Source organism: Sphingomonas sp. LH128 (assembly GCF_000293195.2).
GTDB lineage: Bacteria > Pseudomonadota > Alphaproteobacteria > Sphingomonadales > Sphingomonadaceae > Novosphingobium > Novosphingobium resinovorum_A.
This window is the reverse complement of record NZ_ALVC01000126.1, coordinates 36682-54003: the sequence shown is the minus strand read 5'-3', so window position 1 is coordinate 54003 and position 17322 is coordinate 36682. Positions and strand designations below refer to the sequence as shown.

Annotated in this window: 18 protein-coding genes and 2 tRNA genes; 12 read left to right on the top strand and 8 right to left on the bottom strand. The window is 66.0% G+C overall.

The window, feature by feature from the left end; all coding sequences use genetic code 11:
• The 5 genes from bioB to LH128_RS10930 form a co-directional block, all read left to right on the top strand.
• Window positions 1–716, top strand: a 716-nt coding sequence (gene bioB / locus LH128_RS10950; protein WP_008829692.1) for a biotin synthase BioB, incomplete at its 5' end; no start/stop codon positions are given.
• Window positions 716–1570 carry an alpha/beta hydrolase gene (locus tag LH128_RS10945; RefSeq protein WP_236727276.1) on the top strand — a complete coding sequence of 285 codons (855 nt, stop codon included), beginning with the start codon at window positions 716–718 and terminating at the stop codon, window positions 1568–1570. The genes bioB and LH128_RS10945, both read left to right, overlap by 1 nt.
• Window positions 1552–3573 (top strand): acetyl-CoA carboxylase biotin carboxylase subunit, encoded by a 2022-nt coding sequence (locus LH128_RS10940; protein ID WP_008829690.1) that lies wholly within the window; start codon window positions 1552–1554, stop codon window positions 3571–3573. The genes LH128_RS10945 and LH128_RS10940 overlap by 19 nt, the downstream gene beginning before the upstream one ends.
• A 1-nt stretch (window position 3574) precedes the next feature.
• Window positions 3575–3946, top strand: coding sequence for a tRNA-binding protein (locus LH128_RS10935; protein WP_008829689.1), 372 nt, complete (start codon window positions 3575–3577; stop codon window positions 3944–3946).
• Window positions 3946–4725 (top strand): thioesterase family protein, encoded by a 780-nt coding sequence (locus LH128_RS10930; protein ID WP_008829688.1) that lies wholly within the window; start codon window positions 3946–3948, stop codon window positions 4723–4725. The genes LH128_RS10935 and LH128_RS10930 overlap by 1 nt, the downstream gene beginning before the upstream one ends.
• Before the next feature lie 4 nt (window positions 4726–4729).
• On the opposite strand, the gene LH128_RS33325 is transcribed toward LH128_RS10930, so the two are convergent.
• The 4 genes from LH128_RS33325 to LH128_RS10915 all read right to left on the bottom strand — a co-directional run bounded on the left by LH128_RS33325 (window position 4730) and on the right by LH128_RS10915 (window position 8454).
• On the bottom strand, window positions 4730–4906 hold the full coding sequence (locus LH128_RS33325; protein WP_008829687.1) for a hypothetical protein: 177 nt from the start codon (window positions 4904–4906) through the stop codon (window positions 4730–4732).
• Entirely contained in the window at window positions 4906–6288 is a 1383-nt protein-coding gene (locus LH128_RS10925) for a peptide MFS transporter (protein ID WP_008829686.1), read from the bottom strand. The genes LH128_RS33325 and LH128_RS10925 overlap by 1 nt, the downstream gene beginning before the upstream one ends.
• Before the next feature lie 484 nt (window positions 6289–6772).
• On the bottom strand, window positions 6773–7879 hold the full coding sequence (aroB, locus tag LH128_RS10920; protein ID WP_008829685.1) for a 3-dehydroquinate synthase: 1107 nt from the start codon (window positions 7877–7879) through the stop codon (window positions 6773–6775).
• Window positions 7870–8454 (bottom strand): shikimate kinase, encoded by a 585-nt coding sequence (locus tag LH128_RS10915; RefSeq protein WP_008829684.1) that lies wholly within the window; start codon window positions 8452–8454, stop codon window positions 7870–7872. The genes aroB and LH128_RS10915 overlap by 10 nt, the downstream gene beginning before the upstream one ends.
• 57 nt (window positions 8455–8511) lie before the next feature.
• Between LH128_RS10915 and LH128_RS33320 the strand changes: the two genes are divergently transcribed.
• From LH128_RS33320 to LH128_RS10900, 4 genes are all read left to right on the top strand, one after another.
• Window positions 8512–8670 (top strand): hypothetical protein, encoded by a 159-nt coding sequence (locus tag LH128_RS33320; protein WP_155986147.1) that lies wholly within the window; start codon window positions 8512–8514, stop codon window positions 8668–8670.
• Window positions 8667–10559 carry a hypothetical protein gene (locus tag LH128_RS10910; RefSeq protein WP_008829683.1) on the top strand — a complete coding sequence of 631 codons (1893 nt, stop codon included), beginning with the start codon at window positions 8667–8669 and terminating at the stop codon, window positions 10557–10559. The genes LH128_RS33320 and LH128_RS10910 overlap by 4 nt, the downstream gene beginning before the upstream one ends.
• A gap of 5 nt (window positions 10560–10564) precedes the next feature.
• Complete coding sequence (locus LH128_RS10905) at window positions 10565–11461, top strand: tyrosine recombinase (protein ID WP_008829682.1); 897 nt, start codon at window positions 10565–10567, stop codon at window positions 11459–11461.
• An 89-nt stretch (window positions 11462–11550) separates the two neighbouring features.
• Complete coding sequence (locus LH128_RS10900; protein ID WP_008829681.1) at window positions 11551–13056, top strand: M48 family metalloprotease; 1506 nt, start codon at window positions 11551–11553, stop codon at window positions 13054–13056.
• 105 nt (window positions 13057–13161) lie between these two features.
• Here LH128_RS10900 and LH128_RS10895 read toward each other — a convergent pair whose 3' ends face one another.
• Window positions 13162–13335, bottom strand: a complete 174-nt coding sequence (locus LH128_RS10895; RefSeq protein ID WP_008829680.1) for a Flp family type IVb pilin — start codon at window positions 13333–13335, stop codon at window positions 13162–13164.
• Between the two features lie 121 nt (window positions 13336–13456).
• Entirely contained in the window at window positions 13457–13645 is a 189-nt protein-coding gene (locus LH128_RS10890) for a Flp family type IVb pilin (protein WP_008829679.1), read from the bottom strand.
• Window positions 13646–13766: 121 nt separating this feature from the next.
• Between LH128_RS10890 and LH128_RS10885 the strand changes: the two genes are divergently transcribed.
• The 3 genes from LH128_RS10885 to LH128_RS10875 all read left to right on the top strand — a co-directional run bounded on the left by LH128_RS10885 (window position 13767) and on the right by LH128_RS10875 (window position 14469).
• The gene (locus LH128_RS10885) at window positions 13767–14222 is read left to right on the top strand and encodes a (deoxy)nucleoside triphosphate pyrophosphohydrolase (protein WP_008829678.1); all 456 of its coding nucleotides are present in this window, start codon (window positions 13767–13769) and stop codon (window positions 14220–14222) included.
• A 44-nt stretch (window positions 14223–14266) separates the two neighbouring features.
• Window positions 14267–14343: transfer RNA gene (locus tag LH128_RS10880), tRNA-Arg, on the top strand.
• Window positions 14344–14392: 49 nt separating this feature from the next.
• Window positions 14393–14469, top strand: a tRNA-Arg gene (locus tag LH128_RS10875).
• Between the two features lie 206 nt (window positions 14470–14675).
• On the opposite strand, the gene LH128_RS10870 is transcribed toward LH128_RS10875, so the two are convergent.
• Both LH128_RS10870 and LH128_RS10865 read right to left on the bottom strand, forming a co-directional pair.
• On the bottom strand, window positions 14676–15974 hold the full coding sequence (locus LH128_RS10870) for a chloride channel protein (RefSeq protein WP_008829677.1): 1299 nt from the start codon (window positions 15972–15974) through the stop codon (window positions 14676–14678).
• Window positions 15975–16169: 195 nt separating this feature from the next.
• On the bottom strand, window positions 16170–16796 hold the full coding sequence (locus LH128_RS10865; RefSeq protein ID WP_008829676.1) for a hypothetical protein: 627 nt from the start codon (window positions 16794–16796) through the stop codon (window positions 16170–16172).
• Between the last annotated feature and the right edge of the window lie 526 nt (window positions 16797–17322).

The window sequence follows — 17322 nt, the reverse complement described above, 5'->3', positions numbered from 1 at the left end:
ACCGCGACATGCCCGCCATCATCGAGATGGTGAAGGGCGTGCGCGCGATGGGCATGGAAACCTGTATGACGCTGGGCATGCTGACGCCCGATCAGGCCGACATGCTGAGCGACGCGGGCCTCGATTACTACAACCACAACATCGACACTTCGCCTGAGCGCTACGATCAGGTCATCACCACGCGCACGATGGAAGACCGCCTCGATACGCTGTCGAACGTGCGCATGGCGGGCATCAACGTATGCTCGGGCGGCATCGTCGGCATGGGCGAGACCCGCGCCGATCGCGTGGGCTTCGTCCACACGCTGGCTACGCTGCCGGAGCACCCGCAGTCGGTCCCGGTCAACGCGCTGGTGCCGGTGAAGGGCACGGTGCTGGGCGACATGCTGGCCGATACGCCGCTCGCGAAGATCGACGACGTGGAGTTCGTCCGCACTGTTGCCGTGGCGCGGATCACCATGCCGCTGTCGATGGTGCGCCTCTCTGCGGGCCGCGAGTCGATGTCGGAGATGACGCAGGCGATGTGCTTCATGGCCGGCGCCAACTCGATCTTCACCGGCGACAAGCTGCTCACCGCGCCCAACGCGGGCGACGACAGCGATCTGGCGATGTTCGCACGCCTCGGCCTCAAGCCGATGGCGATCGAACTGACGCCTGCGCAAGTCGAAGCCCAGCGTATGCCCAAGGGCTGCGCCAAGCTGGAAGCGGCCGAGTGATGAAACGGGCGGGATCAATGCTGCTGGCGTTGTCCTGCCTCCTTTGCGTGCCGGGCGTTGCGGTTGCCGAAGCGCCTGCATCCACTCCGATCACGATCGGACAAACACACCTCGTTGCCTCTGCCGATGGCGACCAGCGACAGGTCAACGTCTATCTGCCCGAAGGTTACGCGGAGGGGACCAAGCACTATCCGGTGCTGTATCTCATCGATGGCGGCCTTTCGCAGGACTTCCTGCATGTTGCCGGAACGAGCGCGCTGAATGCGATCTGGGGCCGCTCGCTGCCGGTCATCGTCGTCGGGATCGAGAGCAAGGACCGCCGCGCCGAGCTGATCGGCAGTGCTGGCAATGCCGCGCAGCACAAGCAGTACCCGACGGCTGGACAGTCCGCACGGTTTCGCGCCTTCCTGCGTGACAAGGTCAAGCCGCTGATCGAGGCGGACTATCGCACCAATGGCGACGATGGCGTCATCGGTGAATCGCTCGCGGGCCTATTCATCGTCGAGACGTGGCTGCGCGAACCCGGCCTGTTTCACCGTTACGCCGCCATCGACGCGAGCCTGTGGTGGGATGACGCGGCCCTCGCGAAAGCGGCTGCAGGTCTCATCGCGACGTCTCCCCGGACCGGTTCGCTGTACCTGACATATTCGAACGAAGGTCAGGAAACCGCTCAGGCCGCGCAGCGCGTCGCCACAGCGGGCGGCTCGCTGGTCTGCCTCTCGCCGCGTGAGGATCTGACCCATGCGACGGCCTACCACGTCCTCTCGCCGCAGGCGCTGCAGTTCCTGTTTCCGACCGCCAACAAACAAGACCCCGAATGGGGCTTCGAGGTGCCATGTTCAAAAAAATCCTGATCGCAAACCGGGGCGAGATCGCCTGCCGCGTCATCAAGACGGCGCGCCGCATGGGTATCGCTACGGTCGCCGTCTATTCCGACGCCGACGCCCGTGCGCCGTTCGTGCAGATGGCGGATGAGGCGGTTCACATCGGCCCGGCGCCTGCCGCGCAGTCGTACCTGATCGCCGACAAGATCATCGCCGCCGCCAAGCAGACCGGCGCCGACGCCGTGCACCCCGGCTACGGCTTCCTGTCCGAGCGCACGTCCTTTGCCGAGGCACTCGCCGCAGAGGGCATCGAGTTCATCGGCCCTCCCGTGAACGCGATCGCGGCGATGGGCGACAAGATCGAGTCCAAGAAGCTCGCCAAGGCCGCCGGCGTCAACGTCGTCCCCGGCTTCGTCGGCGAGATCGAGGATACCGAGCACGCCGTGCGCATCTCGGCCGAGATCGGCTACCCGGTGATGATGAAGGCCAGCGCGGGCGGCGGCGGCAAGGGCATGCGCCTCGCCTATAACGAAAACGACGTGCGTGAAGGCTTCGAGGCGACCAAGCGCGAGGGCCTGAACTCGTTCGGCGACGACCGCGTCTTCATCGAGAAGTTCATCCTCAACCCGCGCCACATCGAGATCCAGATCCTCGGCGACAAGCACGGCAACATCCTCTACCTGAACGAGCGCGAATGCTCGATCCAGCGCCGCCACCAGAAGGTGGTCGAGGAAGCGCCGTCACCCTTCGTCACGCCCGCGATGCGCAAGGCCATGGGCGAGCAGTGCGTCGCCCTGTCGCGCGCGGTGGGATACTACTCGGCGGGCACGGTGGAACTGATCGTCTCGGGCGCGGATCCGACGGGCGAGAGCTTCTACTTCCTCGAAATGAACACCCGCCTGCAGGTGGAGCACCCCGTCACCGAAGCGATCACCGGCGTCGACCTTGTCGAGCAGATGATCCGCGTCGCGGCGGGTGAAAAGCTGGAACTGACGCAAGACGACGTGAAGATCGACGGCTGGGCCATCGAGAACCGCGTCTACGCCGAAGATCCCTATCGTGGCTTCCTGCCCTCGACGGGCCGCCTCGTGCGCTACAATCCGCCGGTCGAAGGCTGGACGGATGACGGCGAAGAGAACGGCCGCCGCGGCGTGGACGGCGTCCGCGTGGACGACGGCGTCTACGAAGGCGGCGAAGTCTCGATGTTCTACGATCCCATGATCGCCAAGCTCATCACTTGGGGCGAGACGCGCGACGAAGCGGCGGACAAGCAGATCGCCGCGCTCGACGCCTTCGAGATCGAGGGCCTTGGCCACAACATCGACTTCGTCTCGGCCATCATGCAGCACCCGCGCTTCCGTTCGGGCGAACTGACCACCGGCTTCATCGCCGAGGAATATCCCGAGGGCTTCCACGGCGCGCCTGCGTCGGACGAAATCAAGGTACAGCTGGCCGCCGTCGCCGCCTTCGTCGCCACCGCGCGCGCTGATCGCTCGCGCCGGGTCGAAGGCCAACTGGGCGGCCCGCTCGATCCTCCGGGCGAGTGGACCGTCACCATCGATGGCAGCACGTTCGCGGTCGAACTCGACGAGGACCTGCTGACGGTCAATGGCGAGGAAGTCGAGCTGGAGCTCGAGTACACCCCGGGCGACCGCTTCGTGGATGCGGAAGTCGATGGCGAGGACTTGACGCTCAAGCTGGACGTCACTCGCACCGGTTTCCGGATGACCACGCGCGGCGCGATCCACAAGGTGGACTGCCTGCCCGCGCACATCGCCGGCTACACGCAGCACATGATCGAGAAGATCCCGCCGGATCTCTCGAAGTACCTGATCTGCCCGATGCCGGGCCTGCTCGTTTCGCTCAATGTGGGCGAGGGCGACAAGGTCGAGGCCGGCCAACCGCTGGCGGTGGTGGAAGCCATGAAGATGGAGAACATCCTGCGCGCCGAGAAGTCGGGCACGGTGAAGTCCGTCAACGCCAAGGCGGGGGAAAGCCTTGCGGTCGATGCGATCATCCTCGAGATGGAGTGATATGCATCTCGATCACGACCCTGCCGCGCCTCCAGGCGAAACCATAGGCTTCGACGACTTCCTCAAGGTGGACATCCGCATCGGCACTATTGTCGGCGCGGAAGTCTATGAGGACGCACGGAAACCCAGTTATAAGCTGCGGATCGATTTCGGTCCCGGCATCGGCGAGAAGAAGAGCGTGGGCCAGGTAGCAGCGCTCTATTCTCCCGAGGAACTGACCGGGCGACAGGTGGCGGCGGTCGTAAACTTTCCCGTTCGCCAGATCGGCAAGGCGCTGTCCGAAGTGCTGACGCTCGGCTTCGCGGACGAGGAGGGGCGAGTGACGCTGTTCTCGCCCGACAAGCGCGTACCCGATGGATCGCGGCTGTTCTGATGGCGGGGCTGGGAGATATGCTCGCTGGGGCGGAGCCGCTGGAAGGCGGTTTCGCGCTGGAAATCACCGAGGACTGGCTGCAGGGGCGCACCGCTTACGGAGGACTGACTTCGGCAATCGCATTGGCGGTGGCAAAAGGTGTTTCCGAGGATCTGCCGCCGCTGCGCTCGGGTCAGTTTTCGATGGTCGGGCCATTGTCCGGGCGCATCGAGGCTCGCGCGAAAGTGCTGCGGCAGGGGCGCAATGCGACCTGGGTTTCGGTCGAACTGACCGGCGAGGCGGGAGTGGGATTCACCGCCGCTTTCGTCTTCATGCGCCGGATCGAGAGCGTGCTGTCGATCGATCACTATCCGCTGCCGGACGGCGTCATTCCGCTCGACGAGGCGAAGCCGGTGCCGATGGATCATGCCCCGGCTTTCCTGCGCAATCACTTCGAGGCGCGCTTCGCCATGCCGAAGAATGCGCTGGGCGAGGCGGACCTCGCCTGGTGGGTGCGGCCGCGCGAGCGCGGGGGCCTCGATCCCGAACTAGAGTGCCTGCTGTGCGGCGATGTGCTGCCGGTGGCGGTCTGGCCGCTGCTGGGCTTCAAGGTGCCGATTTCCTCGATGCAATGGCACGTCAACATGCTGGACGCGAAGCCCTCGGCAGAGGGCTGGTGGATGATCCGTTCGACCAGCCTGCATGCGGCGCATGGCGGGGCGAGCGAGCATATCATGCAGTGGAACGCGGATGGTGTTCCGGCCGTCGCGGGCATGCAGTCGGTCGCCGTGTTCGGCTGAGCACTCAGCGGCCGCGCATGCCTTTGATGAAGGCGTAACTGCCGCCGCCGAACACCGCGATGGCAAGGGTAAAGCCGATCCCGGCACCCCATTTCGCACCTTCGGCTCCCCAGAGAAAACCGCCTGCCGTGAGGCCCAGCAGCGGCAGGACGATCAGCAGCAGGCAGCCGATGACGGGCATCAGGCGGTGCCCATCAGCCTTTTCGCGAAGAATAGCTTGAACACCACAAAGCCGATGGTCGCCACGGCGGCCGAGGCCATGTGCAGCAGCCAGAACTGCGTCGTCGGCATCGTCGAGAACAGCGTGCCGATCTTGCCCACGGCAAGGTTCGCGCCGAAGAACGACAGGTAATAGATGCCCACGATCGAGGCGTTCAGCGCGCGCGGGGCAAGGCGGGTGAACAGCGCGAGGCTCACCGGCAGCAGGTGCGCGAAGCCGATCGAGTTCACCAAGTGAAACATCACGGGCCAGAATAGGCCAATCTTTCCGGTACCTTGCGTCGCCGCAGCCATATAGAGGCACGCCGCGCCGCCGACGATGAAGGCGCAGCCGAGGATCATCTTGCCCAGTTCGTCCGGCTCCTTGCCGGTGCGCTTGCCGACGAAGGCCCAGAACGCGGCGACGGCCACCAGCATCGAGAAGCTGAGCGTCGCGTCGATGGTGATCATCCAACTGGACGGCAGCGTCTCACCCATGAAGCTGAGCTGGAACTGCTGATCGGCCCAGACGAGATAAGCGTTGAAAATCTGCTGGTTGGTCAGGAGCGAGATGCCCATGATCGGCACCAGTACCAGCACGGCCAGAAGACGTGGGCCGTCTCCCTTCTCGAACGTGGCGCGGGGCTCGGAGGACTTGGCGGCCTTGCTGTCGGCGGGCAGCCAGGGCTTTGCGTAGATGTACAAAAGCAGGCCGAGCACCATGACCACGCCGGCGCAGCCGAAGCCCCAGTGCCAGCCGACTTTCTCACCCAGCGTGCCCGAGATCAGCGGCGCGACGATTACCGAGACATTGATAAATATGTAGAAAATCTGGAACGCCATCGCGCGGCGGATATCGCCCTGCTTGTAGAGTTCGCCGACCTGGCTGGCGATGTTGCCCTTGAACAGGCCGACGCCGACCACCAGAGATATCAGCGCCAGCAGGAAGGCGCTTTCGAACGCCATCAGGAAATGGCCGAGCGACATGACCACGCCGCCCGCGATCAGCGCGGCGCGGCGGCCGAGCAGCAAGTCGGCCAGAATGCCGCCGAGGATCGGGGTCAGATAGACCAAGGCCGTGTAAAGGCCGAATATTTCGGAAGCCAGCGGCTGTCCGGACAGGCCCGGGAACACGTGCGTTGTCACCCAGTCGAGCCCGATCACGCCCTCCTGCCGCCCCGGCACCAGCAGGTACTTGACCATGTAGAGCGTCAGCAGCGTCTGCATCGAATAGTAGGAAAACCGCTCACACCCCTCGACCAAGCCGAGCAGGCCTAACCCTTTGGGATGGCCCAGGAAAGCGCGGTCGTCTCGCGCCGCTTCTTCAGGGAAGTCGAGGTTGGGCGTCGCTTCGGGTGCGGTCATGTCTGTCCCGTAATTATCTTGTGCATCGGCGTAATCGCCGTTCCTGCGCGAGCAATGTCATGTCGATGTAACAGGGTCAAACCTGAATGCGTGGCTAATGAAAAGGCGGCAGGCCGATCGACCTGCCGCCTTCCGCAACGCCCCGGGGGATTCGCACGGGGCGTCTTGGCCCCCCGGCCAGCGTGACAAACGCCTACTCCATTGAAAGAGCATGCAAATATACAACGTTCGCGAGCCTGCATCGATCCGGGCTTCGTCGCTGCACGGCCACAAAGCGGCGCATAAGCACTGTGTTTTGCAGGGTGCACTCAACGGCACTCAACGGCACTCAAAGATGCCACAAGGCGCCACGAGGTGAATGGCAGTGACGTACCCGCCATCGTCATTGCGAGCGTAGCGAAGCAATCCAGAGCGGTTTAGGCGGCTCTGGATTGCTTCGCTACGCTCGCAATGACGACGTTGAGGGATGGTGCTCAGGAGAGCGTCAGCGCCCCAATTCCTCGTCGAGGAACACCGCCACGTCTTCCAGCGAAACCTGCTTGTCGAGGTAGGTCTGGCCGATGCCCTTCATCAGCAGGAAGGGCAGGGTGCCGGCGTCCATCTTCTTGTCGTGGAGCATGTGCTGCACGAGAGCGGCACCGTCGCAGTCCATCCCGAGCGCCCTGAGGCTGGCAGGCAGCCCTATCTCGCCGATATGCTGCGCGACATGCTCGGCGCTCGCCTGCGGCATCAGCCCGCGCCTTGCCGAGTAACGCGCCGCCAGCACCATGCCGAGCGCGACGCCCTCGCCGTGGAGCAGGCGGTCGCCGAAGCCGGTCTCGGCCTCCAGCGCGTGGCCGAAGGTGTGGCCGAGGTTTAGCAGGGCGCGGCGGCCGGTGGTCTCGAACTCGTCCTCGGCGACGATGCGCGCCTTGGCCGCGACCGAATGCGCCACCGCATATTCGCGAAGCGCGCTGTCGCCCGCCAGCATCGCGGCGGCATTGCCGTCGCACCAGGCGAAGAAGTCGGCGTCGTCGATCAGCCCGTACTTCACGACTTCGGCATAGCCCGCGCGCAAGTCCCGCTCGGGCAGGGTTTCCAGCGCCGAGAGGTCGGCCAGCACCAGCGAGGGCTGGTGGAACGCGCCGACGAGGTTCTTGCCGGCCGGCGTGTTGATCGCGGTCTTGCCGCCGACGCTCGAATCTACCTGTGCCAGCAGCGTGGTGGGCACCTGGATGAAGTGGCACCCGCGCTTCAGCACCGAGGCGCAGAAGCCGGTGAGGTCGCCGATCACGCCGCCGCCCAGCGCGATGATGTGATCGCCGCGCTCCACTTCGAGGCCGAGCAGCCAGTTCACCGTGGCCGAGAGTTCGTCCCACGACTTGGTCGCCTCGCCCGCAGGCAGGATGCGCCAGTGCGGTTCGTGGCCGTTGTCGCGCAGGGACTTTTCCACCACGTCGCCCCAGGCCGCGTGGACGTTGGCGTCGGTGACGATTGGCACGCCGCGCTTGCGCAGCTTGCCCCGGCAGTTGGGGGCGAGTTCCGCGAGCAGCCCGGCGCCGACGCGCACTTCGTAAGGGCGACCGGCGATATCGACGGGGATCACAGCCATTGGGAAATTCCCTGAAGTACTTTGTTGATCGTCTGGACGTGCGGGCCTGCGCTGCTCAGCACGTGGATCGGCGCCTGGCAATAATGCTGCGCCCGTTCCTCGCGCAGGCGGCCGAGAATTTCGCGCGGGTTGCCGCCGCGCAGCAGCGGGCGGTTCTCCTTTCGCGCAGTGCGCTCGACGAGGGTATCGACCTCGCTGTCGAGCCAGATCGTGATCGCCTTGTCGAGGATCAGCGCGCGGGTTTCGGCATTGACGAAGGCGCCGCCGCCGGTGGCGATGACGATGCGCTGCCGTCTGGTCTCGCTGTCCGTGATCAGGCGCGCAATCACCCGGCGCTCGCCGTCGCGGAAATAGTCCTCGCCATAAGCGTCGAAGATTTCCGGGATGCTCATCTGCGCGGAGCGTTCGATCTCGTCGTCGGCATCGACGAAGGGGCAATCGAGCAGGTTCGCAAGCCGCTTGCCGACGCTGGACTTGCCCACGCCCATCATACCGACAAGCACGATGGGCCGGTCGATACGGCGGGCGAGCGCTGCAATTTCCTGCGCGGAAAACCGGGTTTGTTGAACGTCCATTGCCCGATCGCCTATAGTTGCGCTAGGTCGCAGCGCAAGCATGGTGAAGGAAGCCGAGTGAACATCGTAAAGCGCAGGCGCCGTATAGCGTCGGCCGTTGCCATTCTCCTGCCGATTGCCGTGGTCGGCCTTGGTATTGCCGCATGGAATGACGCGGGCGTGCAGCCGGTGACGCAGCAGACCGTCTCGATCCCGCTGCCGGAACTGTCGAAATGAGAGCGGTGCACCTGCTCGCGGGAGGCGCCTTGGCGCTGACTTCGGTGTGGGCGGTGGCGCAGGACAGCCCCGAATCGCTGCTGCCCAAGATGTTCGACGAGCCCGCACCCGCGCGCACGGCCACGCCGCGTCCGCAGGCGCCGCGCACCCAGGCACCTAAGCCGCAAACTTCCTCCGCGCCGAGTGCTGCGGCGTCGAGCGCTCCGCGTCCCGCCGCGACATCGACCCCGGTGGTGCAGGCGATCCCGACCGGTACGCCGGGCGCGACGCCCACGGTGATCGCGCAGGACGACGGCACCTTGCGCCGTATCCCGAGCCTCGAGGAACTCGAGAAAATGTCGCCCGAGGATTTCGAGGCGCTGCTCGGGGCCAAGGTGGTGATCGACATGCCGCCCGCCGCGCGGCGCTCCGCCGACGAGGCGGGGATGCTCGGTGCCGACGAAGGGGGGCTGCCGCTGGCCTCGCTCGCCGGGCAGAACGGCAGCCTGATCCGCGTCGCGCTGGAAGGCAACCGGGGGCAGCTTGTTTCGCGCTGGGGGCATATCCTGTTGCGCCGCGCGCTGGCCTCGCGCCTCAATCCGCCGAGCGGGATGAGCGCGGCCGACTTCATGGCGATGCGCGTCGGCCTGCTGCTGCGCATGGGCGAGACCGATGCGGCGCGCGTGGTGCTGCAGGACCTCGACATCGCCGATTACACCCCGGCGTTCGGGCAGGTGGCGTTCGACGTCTATGCCCGCAATGCCGACTTCACCGGCATGTGCCCGGTGATGGCGACGCAGGGCTCGCTGCGTGACGATGCCGCGTGGAATACCTCGCGCACCATCTGCGAGGCGTTTCGTGGCAACAGCACGGCGGCGATCTCGAAGCTGGAGCGCGACCGGGTTCGCGGCAAGATGGACCAGATCGACCTGCTGCTCGCGCAGAAGTACGCAGGCGCGGCCGGCAAGGCGCGGCGCGCGGTGACGATCGAGTGGGACAAGGTCACGACGATGACGCCGTGGCGCTACGGTCTCGCGATCGGAACGGGGCTGGAACCGCCGACCGCGCTGATGGCCACGGCCGGGCTGTCCTACGATTATGCGACGGCGCTGGCGCCGATGGTCAGCCTTGGCCGCCGGGCGGCGGCGGCGGATCGTGCCGCGGCGGCGGGCGTGCTGTCCAACGCGGCGATGGTGGACCTCTATTCGCAGATCTTCGCCGATCCCGATGTCACCGGCGAGTGGCAGGACCGCGCGGAATCGCTGCGGGACGCTTATGTGCAGCAGGACCCCGCCGCTCGGCTGGCGGCGATGCAGGCGCTTTGGAACGTGACCGGGTCGGCGCTCTATGCGCGGCAGGTGCTGACGGCCGCTGCCGCCGCGCGCATGGCGCCCAGCGCCGACATGGCCGACAGCGCGTCCTCGCTGATCGCCTCGATGCTGGCGGCGGGATACGACGCCAATGCCCTGCGCTGGTCGAGCGTGGTCGAGGCCGGATCGCGGGCATGGGGCATGCTGATCCTTGCGGCACCGGGGCGCGTGGCGACGGTCGGCAGTTCTACGCTCAATACGTATGTCGATGACGACGACAGCACGCAGAAGCGCCGCTCGGCCTTCCTTGCCGCCGGTCTTGCCGGGCTGGAGCGCGTCGATCGCGCCGACGCCGAGCGGGTCACCCGCGATGCCGGGATGGACATGGCTGGAAGCACGCGCTGGACTCAGGCGATCGACCATGCCGCCAGTCGCGGCGACGAAGCCAGTGTCGCGCTGCTCGCGGCCTTCGGCATGCAGGGCGACAACTGGCAGCGCATGACGCCGCGCCACCTCTATCACATCGTCTCGGCGCTGCGGTCGGTGGGGCTCGACGCCGAAGCGCGGATGATCGCCGCCGAGGCGGTCGCGCGGGTCTGAGCGCAGTGACTGTGGCCGCGGCCGGGAACGATCTCGCCGAGCGGTTCCTGGCGATGCTGGCGGCGGAACGCGGCGCGGCGGCCAATACGCTCGCCGCCTATCGCCGCGACCTCGAAGCCGCGCGCGAGGTGCTGGGCGATGTCGCCAATGCCACGCCCGAGGCATTGGAGGGGCTCGGAGGCGCGTGGAGCGGACTGGCGGCGTCCAGCCTCGCCCGGCGGTGTTCGGCGCTGCGGCAGTTCTATGGTTTCCTGATCGATGAAGGGCTGCGCAAGGACGATCCTTCCGGTGCGCTGCCCAAGGGGCGCGTGCGCCGCCCGCTGCCGCGCCTGCTCAGTCACGAAGAAGTCGAGCGGTTTCTCGCGCAGGCGGACGAGGAGGCGACTTCCGAGCGGTCCGACGCGGTGCGGCTGCTGGCGCTGCTCGAACTGCTCTACGGGTCCGGCCTGCGCGCGACCGAACTGGTTTCGCTCCCCGTCACCGCAGTGCCGCGGGATGCGCCGTTTCTCCACATAACCGGCAAGGGCGGGCAGCAGCGCATGGTGCCGGTCAGCACCCGCTCTCGCGCGGTGCTGTCGCGCTGGCTGGCGTTGCGGAAGGGGACCTCGCGGTTCCTGTTCCCGTCGAGCGGGGCAAGCGGTCACCTGACGCGCGTGCGGCTGTTCCAGTTGCTGCGGGCACTGGCGGGCAGGGCGGGGCTCGATCCGGAGCGCGTCTCGCCGCACGTGCTGCGCCATGCCTTCGCAACTCACCTGCTGGAAGGCGGCGCGGATTTGCGCGTGCTGCAGATGCTGCTCGGCCATGCCGACATCGCGACGACGCAGATCTATACGCATGTGGACAGCGCGCGGCTGGTGGAACTGGTGAACTCGCGCCATCCGCTCGCGAAGGGGCAGATGTAGGGCGCAAGGGAACAAGCCCGCCGTGCGACTCGTTGCGCGAAGGGCAAGAATCGCGGGTGGCGGCCCGCAGAATGGAGGAAGGGAGCGACATGGTATCCAACGTGAAGCGCGTGGTTCGGGCCGGAGTTCGGGGAGGCGCGGTCGTCTCGGCGCTGGGGCTGCTGGTGGTCTCGGCGGGGCCGGCGCGGCTGGAGGCGCAGGCGTCGAAAGCGCCGCAAGTCTATGCGATCAGTGCTGCCGACAAGTCGCAAGGGGCCAAGGCCCATCCCGAACTGCTGGCCGAATTCGGCGGCGGCCTGACCGGTCCGCAGGCCAGCTACGTCGAGCAGGTTGGCAAGCGAATCGCGGTGCAGTCGGGCCTGTCGAACGCGACGGGGGATTTCACCGTCACCCTGCTCAATTCGCCGGTGAACAACGCTTTCGCGATTCCCGGCGGCTATATCTACGTGACGCGCCAGCTGACCGCGCTGATGAACAACGAGGCGGAGATGGCGGGCGTGCTCGGCCACGAGGTCGGCCACGTCGCCGCGCGGCACTCGGCGCAGCGGCAGAAGGCGGCGCAGCGCAACCAGATCCTTGGCGTGCTGGGCTCGGTGCTGGCGGGCGCGGTGCTGGGCGACAACGCTTTCGGGCAATTCGGGCAGAAGCTGTTTTCGCAAGGTTCGCAGCTACTTACGCTGAAGTTCTCACGCTCGCAGGAGCTGCAGGCGGACCAGCTGGGCATTACCTACCTCAAGCGCGCGGGCTACGATCCGCGCGCGATGTCGAGCGTGCTGGAAAGCCTTGCGCGGCAGAACGCGCTGGAGGCGCAGCTGCGCGGGAGCACGAATCAGACGCCGGAATGGGCCTCGACTCACCCCGATCCCGCCTCGCGCGTGCGCTCCGCACTGACATATGCGGGGCAAGGGAGCAGCGGCACCACGAATCGTGACACTTTCCTCACGCGAATCGACGGGCTGGTCTATGGCGACGACCCCAAGCAGGGCGTCGTGGACGGCCGAAAGTTCACGCATCCGACACTTCGATTCGCCTTCGAGGCCCCTGACGGCTTCTTCATGGTCAACGGAACGCAGGCTGTTACGATCAGCGGATCGTCGGGGAAGGCACAATTTTCCGGCGGGAAGCTGACCGGCAGCCTCGATTCGTACATCACCGGCGTCTTCGCCGGGCTGACCGAATCGAATCAGGCGCGAATCACTCCCGCCAGCATCGAAAAAACCACGGTGAATGGCATCCCCGCCGCTTACGGAGTCGCACGGGTGCAGCAGCAGAGCGGGGCGGTGGACGTCGTCGTCTTCGCCTACGACTTCGGCAACGGGCAGGCCTATCACTTCCTGACGCTGGCGCAGGCGGGTGGTGCAGAAGTGTTCACGCCGATGTTCCGCTCGATCCGGCGCATCTCGGCGGCGGATGCAGGCAGCGTGAAGCCGCGATTGCTGCGCGTCGTCACTGTAAGGCAGGGCGACACCGTGCGCTCGCTGGCGGCGAAGATGGCCTATACCGACGCGGCGGTGGACCGTTTCCTGGTGCTCAACGGCATGGATGCGAACACCGCGCTGACGCCGGGGCAGAAGGTGAAGATCGTAACCTACTGATATTGCTGCTTTATGGATTCCGCAGGCCACAAAGCGAAAGGGGCGGCAGGTTTCCCTGCCGCCCCTCATTCCTTAATCTGTAAGTACAGTTCAAGTATTCAGATATTAGCTGACGCCCTTCGACATTGCCGACGAGGTCTTCGAGAAGGTCGAAACGAGCTGCGAGCCCATGCCCTGCATGGCGGCAATGGCGGCAACTGCGATGAGAGCGGCGATCAGGCCGTATTCGATGGCGGTTGCACCCTTTTCGTTGCGGCGCAGCTTGGCGAGAAACTTCATGGTGGTCTCCTGATAAAGCAGTCTAGTGTACCCGGTCCGCCTCGCTTCAGTCTCTCTTCTGCGCCTTGGACAATCTCTTTTTAGCCTGCAATCGTTGATAAACGCTTAAGGCTGTTTCACCCTAGTTTTTGGACATCGCGGCCGACGACTTAGCGGCTACGTTGTTCCACATAGATACGGTCTCGCTGGCCACGCCCTGCAGCGTGGCGAAGATGGCCAGTACGATGAAGGCGAGGATCATGCCGTATTCGACCGTGGACGCACCGTCCCGGTTTTCGATGATCGTCTTGAGAAGGCGATGAAGGCGCATGGTCACCGTGCTAGTTCGCGCGAGGGACGTCTGATCCCACGGCAGCGTTAATTAGGCATTAAGGCAGGAGGCACAGCTGGAAAGTCCACCGACACCTTTACTCGTCGTCGCAGGCGCACTCGTGCGTCCCGATGACAGCGGGCGCGACGACGGGCGTTCCGGCACAGTGCTTATGCAGCAGCGCGATTTCATCGGGGTGCATGGCGGCCTATGGGAATTTCCCGGAGGCAAACTGGAGCCGGGTGAGAGCCCGGAGGGCGCCCTTGTACGCGAACTCGAAGAGGAACTGGGCGTAATCGTCGCGCCGGGCGATCTGGAGGCGGTGGGCTTCGCCAGCGGCCGCACCGCTTCGGTCGAGGAAGGCGGGAAGGGGCCGCCGCGCCCGCTCGTGATTCTGCTCTATATGTGCTTCCGCTGGCAGGGCGAGCCGCGCGCCATCGAGGCCGCAGACGTGGCCTGGGTCGCGCCCGGCGCGATCGCGGGGCTGCGGATGCCGCCGCTCGATTACCCGCTGGCCGAGGCTCTCCAACGGCATATGGGGGCTGTGGAAAACAATCTGCAAAAAAGCGGAACATAGGCGTTGACCGATCCCGATTCCCCCCCTAGAGGCAGCCCTCCAAGGCGCCCGTAGCTCAGCTGGATAGAGCATCAGACTACGAATCTGAGGGTCGGACGTTCGAATCGTTCCGGGCGCACCACTCTTCCTTCCGGGGGTGATGTGGTCCTTGTTTGGGTTGAAAATGGTAGGCGCCCGTAGCTCAGCTGGATAGAGCATCAGACTACGAATCTGAGGGTCGGACGTTCGAATCGTTCCGGGCGCACCACCATCCAAAACGAAAAACCCCGCCCTCACCGGCGGGGTTTTTCGTTTTGGCGTTTCATCGCTGCGACCGCACCGGGTCTTGATATTTTGCCCGTCATCCCCGCGAAGGCGGGGACCCAACTGATGACGCCTCGACAGGGAACATCAGGAGATGGGTTCCCGCCTTCGCGGGAATGACGACGCGTGGTGATGATGAACGGCGCTCGGTCACCCTTTCGCCAGAAACCCGCGCGAGAGGCCGTGGTAGAGCTTTTCCCGGCACACCAGCGTGCTGGCGGTATCGGCGATGATCGCTGTCAGGAACAGCGGCAGTATCATCCCGCGGCTTGCGGTGGTCTCCATCAGAATTATCACGGCGGTCAGCGGCGCGCGCACGACGCCGACGAAGTAGCCGGTCATGCCCAGCAGGACGACGGCGGGCATGGGATCGCCTGAGAAGACGTAGGACAGCAGTTCACCGAAGCCCGCGCCCACCGACAGCGATGGGGCGAAAATGCCCCCGGGAGCGCCGGAGATCGCCGTCGCGGCGGTGGCGACGAACTTGGCCGGGCCGAACCAGGGGGAGGCGCTCTGCTGGCCGTCGATCATCAGGCGGGTGGTCTCGTAGCCGGTGCCCCAGGTGGAGCCGCCGGTCATGACGCCGAGCACCGCAACGACAAGCCCGCAGACCAGCGCCGTCGTCACCGGCCGCGCCCGCATGGCTGCGAGCATGGGGTGCTCGCCGCGCGCGCAGGCCAGCAGCAGGCGCGAGAACAGCCCGCCGAGTACGCCGCCGAAGATACCCGCGACTGGCGCGATCATGACGACCGAGCTGACTTCCAGCGTCTGTCGCATGGCTCCGAAGTAGACGTAGTCGCCGGCGATGCCGAGGCTGACGAGGCCCGAGACGACAACCGCGCCCATCACCAGCACCGCGACACGCTGCTCGAAGGCGGCGGCGAGTTCCTCGATGGCGAAGGCGACCCCGGCCAGCGGCGTGTTGAAGGCGGCCGCGACCCCGGCCGCGCCGCCTGCGATTAGCACGCCCGCCGTCATCGGCACGCGCAGCATGCGGTGGCAGGCGACCATGATCGCGGCGCTGACCTGCACCGTCGGCCCCTCGCGCCCGACCGAGCCTCCGGCCAGCAGCATCGTCACCGTCAGCAGTAGCTTGGTGATCGCGGTGCGCATCTGCAGCAGCGGCGAGCGCGCGAGTTCGAGGTTCTCGCCCGCTGCCATGACCTGTGGAATGCCCGAGCCGCGCGCAGCGGGCGCCCAGCGCCGGGTGATGAAAACGACGGCGGCGAAGATCGCAGGCGTCATGACCAGCGGCGCGTAAGGGTGGACGGCGGTGAACCCTCGGAACACTTTCTGCGCGGTGTCACCCGCCCACGCGAAGGCGATGGCGATCAGGCCCAGCAGCACTGCGCCGCCGATCGTCGCGGCCCTGCGGCGGGCGAGGTCGAGCGAGGCGTCGATGCCCGGGACGGCCTTGAAAAAGGCCGTGAAGCGTTCCGAGATGGTCAATGCGGACCCCAAGATGGTCTGGCGGCGCGCTTGTTGCGCGTCTGGACGGGCTCGCGCCTCTATTGGGGCAACGGGTGCGCGAATCGCAAGACCTTTTTGACCCGGATAAATAGAGAGGGCCGGAAGCGACCTCGATCGCTTCCGGCCCTCGGCCACTTTTCCGGTCACCCTGCCAAGGCAGGATGAGGCAGAGGCTTACTGGCCTTCGGGCGTGGTCGCCGCAGCCGCACCGCCTGCGGTCGCGGCGGCGTCCGCGCCCGGCTGGCCGCCGGCGGCCGACTGGGTCGCCTTGGCGAAGTCGGCAGCGCTCATGCCCAGAGCCAGCGAACCGTCGGCACCGAGGCCGAGGTAGGACTTCTTGAGCTGCGCGGCCGAACCGCCGCTGAGGGCCACGGTGACGTTGTCACCTTCGACCTTGCTGACGGTGCCGAGTACGACGCCGTCGCTGCTCTTGATCGGCGCGTCGGCGACGATCGCGGCATCCTTGGCGGCGGTGTTCTCGGCCTTGGCGCCGTTTACGGCCGATTCCAGCTCGGCCTTGGTCATGCCGATGGTGAGGCCCTTGTCGCGCGTCACGAAGGCGTTCTTGGGAAGACCGGCGCGGGCAGTGCCGGTGGAGACGGTGACGATGTCGCCCTGGACGGCCTCGACAGTGCCGACTTCAGCGCCTGCGGCGTCGAAGACCTTGGCGCCGGTGGTCGGGTTGGCCGTTGCGGTCGCCGACGCGGCGGGAGCGGCAGCCGGTGCAGCGGCCTGAGCCATCACGGCAGCAGGAGCGAGGGCGGCCGCAGCGATGGCGGCGGTGATGAGGGTTTTCTTCATGGCGTACTCCTTGTTTGCGGGACCCGTGGGAGGACGAGCCCGGAACAAGCCCCCCTGAAGGGGCGAGAAATGCGGCCCGGCGAACCCGGGCTGGGGTTACCCCGTCCGACTTTCGCCGGCCCCGCCGTGGCGAAACTTCGCACACGGCAGACGGGGTGAGGGACAGGTATAGTCAGGCAAATCCATCGCAGGGTGAACGGTTGCGTGTACAAGGGGCGAGTCGAGCCATTCCCGCGATGAGCCGGTCAACCCTTGTGGAAAACTGCGGATTCCCGCCGTTCTCGCCATCGGGTGATGTACGAGTGGTTGTTGGGATGACCACCACGCGGTCACGAATGGCCAAATCCTCGCGTTGGCGCAAACCGGGCGGCAACCACTTCCGACGCGAGCGGCGAGCGAAATCTGGTCCTTGCCGCCCGCGCCCGCAAAGGTTGCTGCGACGAATGCCGGGAGGGATCGGGCGAACGCCTCCTTCGTGTGCACAAGTTGACATTCGAGGGGAACTTTCGCGGCCTTCGGTGCTTGA

Bases quoted from the DNA above. Each gene is read 5' to 3' on its own strand.
- LH128_RS10895 (WP_008829680.1), bottom strand. From the start codon at position 13,335: ATGAAGTTTCTCGCCAAGCTGCGCCGCAACGAAAAGGGTGCAACCGCC.
- LH128_RS10890 (WP_008829679.1), bottom strand. From the start codon at position 13,645: ATGCGCCTTCATCGCCTTCTCAAGACGATCATCGAAAACCGGGACGGT.
- LH128_RS10940 (WP_008829690.1), top strand. From the start codon at position 1,552: ATGTTCAAAAAAATCCTGATCGCAAACCGGGGCGAGATCGCCTGCCGC.
- LH128_RS10900 (WP_008829681.1), top strand. From the start codon at position 11,551: ATGGTATCCAACGTGAAGCGCGTGGTTCGGGCCGGAGTTCGGGGAGGC.
- LH128_RS10925 (WP_008829686.1), bottom strand. From the start codon at position 6,288: ATGACCGCACCCGAAGCGACGCCCAACCTCGACTTCCCTGAAGAAGCG.
- LH128_RS10930 (WP_008829688.1), top strand. From the start codon at position 3,946: ATGGCGGGGCTGGGAGATATGCTCGCTGGGGCGGAGCCGCTGGAAGGC.
- aroB (WP_008829685.1), bottom strand. From the start codon at position 7,879: ATGGCTGTGATCCCCGTCGATATCGCCGGTCGCCCTTACGAAGTGCGC.
- LH128_RS10915 (WP_008829684.1), bottom strand. From the start codon at position 8,454: ATGGACGTTCAACAAACCCGGTTTTCCGCGCAGGAAATTGCAGCGCTC.
- LH128_RS10935 (WP_008829689.1), top strand. From the start codon at position 3,575: ATGCATCTCGATCACGACCCTGCCGCGCCTCCAGGCGAAACCATAGGC.
- LH128_RS10865 (WP_008829676.1), bottom strand. From the start codon at position 16,796: ATGAAGAAAACCCTCATCACCGCCGCCATCGCTGCGGCCGCCCTCGCT.
- LH128_RS10910 (WP_008829683.1), top strand. From the start codon at position 8,667: ATGAGAGCGGTGCACCTGCTCGCGGGAGGCGCCTTGGCGCTGACTTCG.
- LH128_RS33325 (WP_008829687.1), bottom strand. From the start codon at position 4,906: ATGCCCGTCATCGGCTGCCTGCTGCTGATCGTCCTGCCGCTGCTGGGC.
- LH128_RS10945 (WP_236727276.1), top strand. From the start codon at position 716: ATGAAACGGGCGGGATCAATGCTGCTGGCGTTGTCCTGCCTCCTTTGC.